Origin of the sequence: Trebonia sp. (genome assembly GCF_049794275.1) — a bacterium.
In the GTDB taxonomy this organism is placed as follows: domain Bacteria; phylum Actinomycetota; class Actinomycetes; order Streptosporangiales; family Streptosporangiaceae; genus Trebonia.
In genome coordinates, this window is the sequence record NZ_JBARCR010000948.1 from 1 (window position 1) to 4,165 (window position 4,165).

General features: G+C 70.6%; 4 protein-coding genes. 2 read left to right on the top strand and 2 right to left on the bottom strand.

Annotation, left to right across the window (positions count from 1 at the left end):
- On the bottom strand, positions 1–376 hold a 376-nt coding region (locus WA805_RS24315), incomplete at its 3' end, for a DJ-1/PfpI family protein (protein ID WP_425243489.1).
- A 111-nt stretch (positions 377–487) separates the two neighbouring features.
- On the opposite strand from WA805_RS24315, the gene WA805_RS24320 reads away from it, so the two are divergent.
- A complete protein-coding gene (locus WA805_RS24320) occupies positions 488–1,975 on the top strand; it encodes an aldehyde dehydrogenase family protein (RefSeq protein WP_424558835.1) in 1,488 nt (495 codons plus the stop codon).
- A 174-nt stretch (positions 1,976–2,149) separates the two neighbouring features.
- Entirely contained in the window at positions 2,150–3,100 is a 951-nt protein-coding gene (locus WA805_RS24325) for an NADP-dependent oxidoreductase (protein WP_425243490.1), read from the top strand.
- 85 nt (positions 3,101–3,185) lie between these two features.
- Here the strand turns inward: WA805_RS24325 and WA805_RS24330 are convergent, their stop codons facing one another.
- On the bottom strand, positions 3,186–4,043 hold the full coding sequence (locus tag WA805_RS24330) for an LLM class F420-dependent oxidoreductase (protein ID WP_422337930.1): 858 nt from the start codon (positions 4,041–4,043) through the stop codon (positions 3,186–3,188).
- Positions 4,044–4,165: the final 122 nt, after the last annotated feature.

The window sequence follows — 4,165 nt, forward strand, 5'->3', positions numbered from 1 at the left end:
TCCCGGCGGCGGCCAGCACCTGCGGGGCGTGGCACAGCTGGGCGACCGGCTGGTCGGCGCCCATGAAGTGGCGCACGATCCGCTGCACGTCCGGGTCGTTGCGGATGTACTCGGGGGCGCGCCCGCCGGGGATGACCAGCGCGACGTACTGCGCCGGGTCGACGTCGGCGAACGCGACGTCGGCGGGCCACGTGTAGCCGGCCTTCTCGGTGTAGGTGTCGAAGCCGTCGGTGAAGTCATGGACGACGAACTGCAGCTTCTTCACCGACGGCGCGGCGATGTCGACCTCGTAGCCCTCTTCGAGTAGCCGCTGGTACGGGTACATGACCTCAAGCGATTCCGCGGCGTCTCCGGTGACGATCAGGATCTTCGGCATGACTGGTCTCCTTGGGGGGTGCCCTTGTGGCGGGTCACGGTCCTGTTGTCTCATTGTGACTATCGGCCTTGGCCAAGGGTGTGCCCGGGTCCGTGAAGGAGATGAGACTTCATGACAGTGACCACCGAACGGAGCGTCGAGGAGTTCACCGCCTCGCCGCGGCAGCTGTTCATCGACGGGCAGTGGGTCGATGCGGCGTCGGGCAGGACATTCGAGACTCCCGACCCGTCCACCGGGGACACTCTGGCCCACATCGCGGAAGGCGACACCGAGGACATCGAGCGCGCCGTGCGTGCCGCTCGCCGGGCGTTCGACGACGGTCCCTGGGGCAGGCTCACCGCCAGCGACCGCGGCCGGATCATCTGGAAGATCGGGGACCTGATCCTCGAGCACGCCGACGAACTCGCACAGCTCGAGAGCCTGGACAACGGCAAGCCCTTCGCGGTGGCCAGGGCCGCGGACGTTCCGCTGGCCGCGGACCTGTTCCACTACATGGCCGGCTGGGCCACCAAGATCGAGGGCAACACGATCAACATCTCGGTGCCCTACATGCCGGGCGCGAACTTCCACTCCTACACGCTGCGCGAGCCGGTCGGCGTGGTCGGGCAGATCATCCCGTGGAACTTCCCGCTGCTGATGGCGGCGTGGAAGCTGGGGCCCGCGCTGGCCGCCGGTAACACCGTCATCCTCAAGCCCGCCGAGCAGACGCCGCTGACCGCGGTGCGGCTGGCCGGCCTGATGGCCGAGGCGGGCATCCCCGACGGTGTGGTGAACGTCGTCACCGGCTTCGGCGAGACCGCCGGCGCGGCCCTCGCGGCCCACCCGCAGGTCGACAAGATCGCCTTCACCGGCTCCACCGAGGTCGGCAAGCTGATCGTGCACGCGGCCGCGGGCAACCTGAAGAAGGTCACCCTGGAGCTCGGCGGCAAGTCGCCGAACATCGTCTTCGAGGACGCCTCACCGGAGGCGGTGGCGGGCGCCGCGAACGCGATCTTCTTCAACCACGGTCAGTGCTGCGTGGCCGGTTCCCGGCTGTTCGTGCAGCAGAACCGGTTCGACGAGGTCGTCGCGGGCGTCGTCGAGATCGCCAAGTCGATCAAGCTCGGACCGGGTATGGAGGAAGGCACCCAGATGGGCCCGCTCGTCTCCGACGAGCAGCTCCGCCGGGTCACCGGCTACCTGGACTCGGGCCGCGATGACGGCGCCACGGCGCTCACCGGCGGCACCAGGTACGGCGACAAGGGCTACTTCGTCGAGCCGACCGTGCTCACCAACACCACGCCGGACATGAAGGTCGTCCGCGAGGAGATCTTCGGCCCTGTGGTGGTCGCCGCGCCGTTCCAGTCGCTTGACGACATCGCCGCAGCCGCCAACGACTCCGAGTACGGTCTCGGCGCCGGCATCTGGACCCAGGACATCTCCAAGGCGCACGCGCTGGCGAAGAAGCTCCGGGCCGGCACGGTCTGGATCAACTGCTACAACGTCTTCGACGCGTCCCTGCCCTTCGGCGGCTACAAGCAGTCGGGCTGGGGCCGCGAGATGGGCCACGAGGCCCTCGAGGCCTACACGGAGGTCAAGGCAGTCACCGCCCAGCTCTGACCTAGCCAGCGCGGGTTCCCGGCCCCGCGGCCCGGGGTGCGAAAGCGCGCCCTCACCCGGGGCCGGGCCCCCGGCGGCCTGACAGCTGCCGCATCTTCCCATCACCTCGCCTGCCATTCGCCCGATCGCTAGTCGTTCATCGGGCGCCGGCCGGGGCGTGGCAGGCTTAGCGCCATGACGACAACCATGCGCGTGATCCGGCAGGAGGTCCTCGGCGGGCCCGAGGTGCTCCGCGAAACCGAGGTCCCCCGGCCGGAGCCCGGCATCAGCCAGGTCCTGGTGCGGGTGCACGCGGCCGGGGTGAACCCCACCGACTGGGGCCACCGGGCGTTCCCGATCTTCCTCGGCCCGCCGCCGTTCACGCTCGGCTGGGACGTGTCGGGCGTGGTCGAGGCGACCGGTTTCGGCGTCACCTTGTTCCAGCCGGGCGACGAGGTGTTCGGCATGCTGCCGTACCCGCACGGCGTCGGCTCGCACGCCGAGTACGTCACGGCGCCCACCCGCGCCTTCGCGCGCAAGCCGGAGAACGTGGATCACGTGCAGGCGGCCGCGCTGCCGCTGGCGGCGCTGACCGCGTGGCAGGCCCTCAACGACACCGCGCGCCTGGAAGCCGGGCAGCGCGTCCTCATCCACGCCGCGGCCGGGGGAGTGGGTCATCTCGCCGTGCAGATCGCCAGGGCGCGCGGCGCGTACGTGATCGGCACGGCCAGCGCCAAGAACCACGACCTGGTGCGCGGCCTCGGCGCCGACGAGATGATCGACTACCAGGCGACCGACTTCGCGGCCGCGGTCAGCGACGTGGACGTCGTGCTGGACACGGTCGGCGGCGACTACCCGGCCCGGTCGCTGCGCACAATCCGCGCTGGCGGCCAGCTGATCAGCCTGCTCCCATTCCCCCCTGAGGTAGCCGAAGAGGCCGCCAGGCTAGGCGTCCGCGCCCAGGTCATGCTGGTGGAGCACGATCACGGCGGACTGTCCGCGATCGCGGACCTGGTAACCGAAGGCAAGCTCCGCCCGGTCATCGCGGCCACGTTCCCGCTGTCCGACTCCGCCAAAGCCCATGAGCTCGGCGAAAAGAGGCACGTCGCAGGGAAGCTGGTCCTCACGATGGACGTACCCCAGTGACCGAGGCGGCGGAACTCGCCGGCCTGTATAAGGACATCCACGCGCATCCCGAGCTGGCGTTCGCCGGGCACCGCACGGCCGCCGCCTAGGGAAACACCTCGCCGAGAATCTCCCCGATCGCCGGGATCCGCCCCGGGTCCGAGGGCCCGATGATCACCGCGCCGTCGGCGCCCGCGGCCGCCCACGACCGGGCGCCGGCCGCGAACGCGTCCAGGTCGGCGGGGGCCGCCGCGAACACGGTCCTGGTGATCTCCAGCGGGTCGCGCCCCACCCGCCCGCAGTGCCGGTCGAGCACCTCGAACTTGTGCCGCAGCTCCGCCGGGTCGGCGGCGAACACGTTGCACGCGTCCCCGTACCGCGCCACCAGGTCGAGCGTGCGGCGCTCCCCGCCGCCTGCCACCAGGACGGGAATCGTGGCGTGCACTGGCCGCGGCGAGTTCCGCGCGTCCCGCATCGTGTAGAACTTCCCGGAAAACGTGGCCCGCCCCTCGGTGAGCAGCGCGTCGCAGATCGCCAGCGCCTCCTCGAGCCGGTCGAACCGCTCGCCGGCGGACGGGAAGGAGATCCCGTATGCCTCGCTTTCCGCGACGTCCCACCCGGCGCCGATGCCGAGCACGGCCCGCCCGCGCGACAGCACGTCGAGTGCGGTCACCGCCTTGGCGAGCAGCCCGGGGTGGCGCAGCGTCACGGGACTGACCAGCGCGAACAGCCGCACCGTCGCCGTCCGCACCGCCAGCGCCCCGAGCAGCGTGTACGCGTCGAACATGGGCGAGTCAGGCCCGCCGCCGACCTGGTTCTGGTGCACGTGGTCCGGCACCGACACCGCGTCGAACCCGGCCGCCTCCGCGGACCGCACTGCCTCCGCGAGCCGGTCGAACACCGCGGGCCCGTCGTCCGCGGTGCCGTACGACCCGAAATGCATGCCACGCCGGAACAGCACCATCTGACTCTCCCTGTTCGAAATGAATAAAAGCATCATCCCGAACGGACGCGGGGTGACTCTCACACCCCGGTCAAGTTCTCGCCCTACAGAGGCTGAAGGGGCCAGAGTCTACGGCGGCCGGG

Coding starts and splice junctions, on each gene's coding strand:
- WA805_RS24330 (WP_422337930.1), bottom strand. CDS start 4,043: ATGGTGCTGTTCCGGCGTGGCATGCATTTCGGGTCGTACGGCACCGCG.
- WA805_RS24320 (WP_424558835.1), top strand. CDS start 488: ATGACAGTGACCACCGAACGGAGCGTCGAGGAGTTCACCGCCTCGCCG.
- WA805_RS24325 (WP_425243490.1), top strand. CDS start 2,150: ATGACGACAACCATGCGCGTGATCCGGCAGGAGGTCCTCGGCGGGCCC.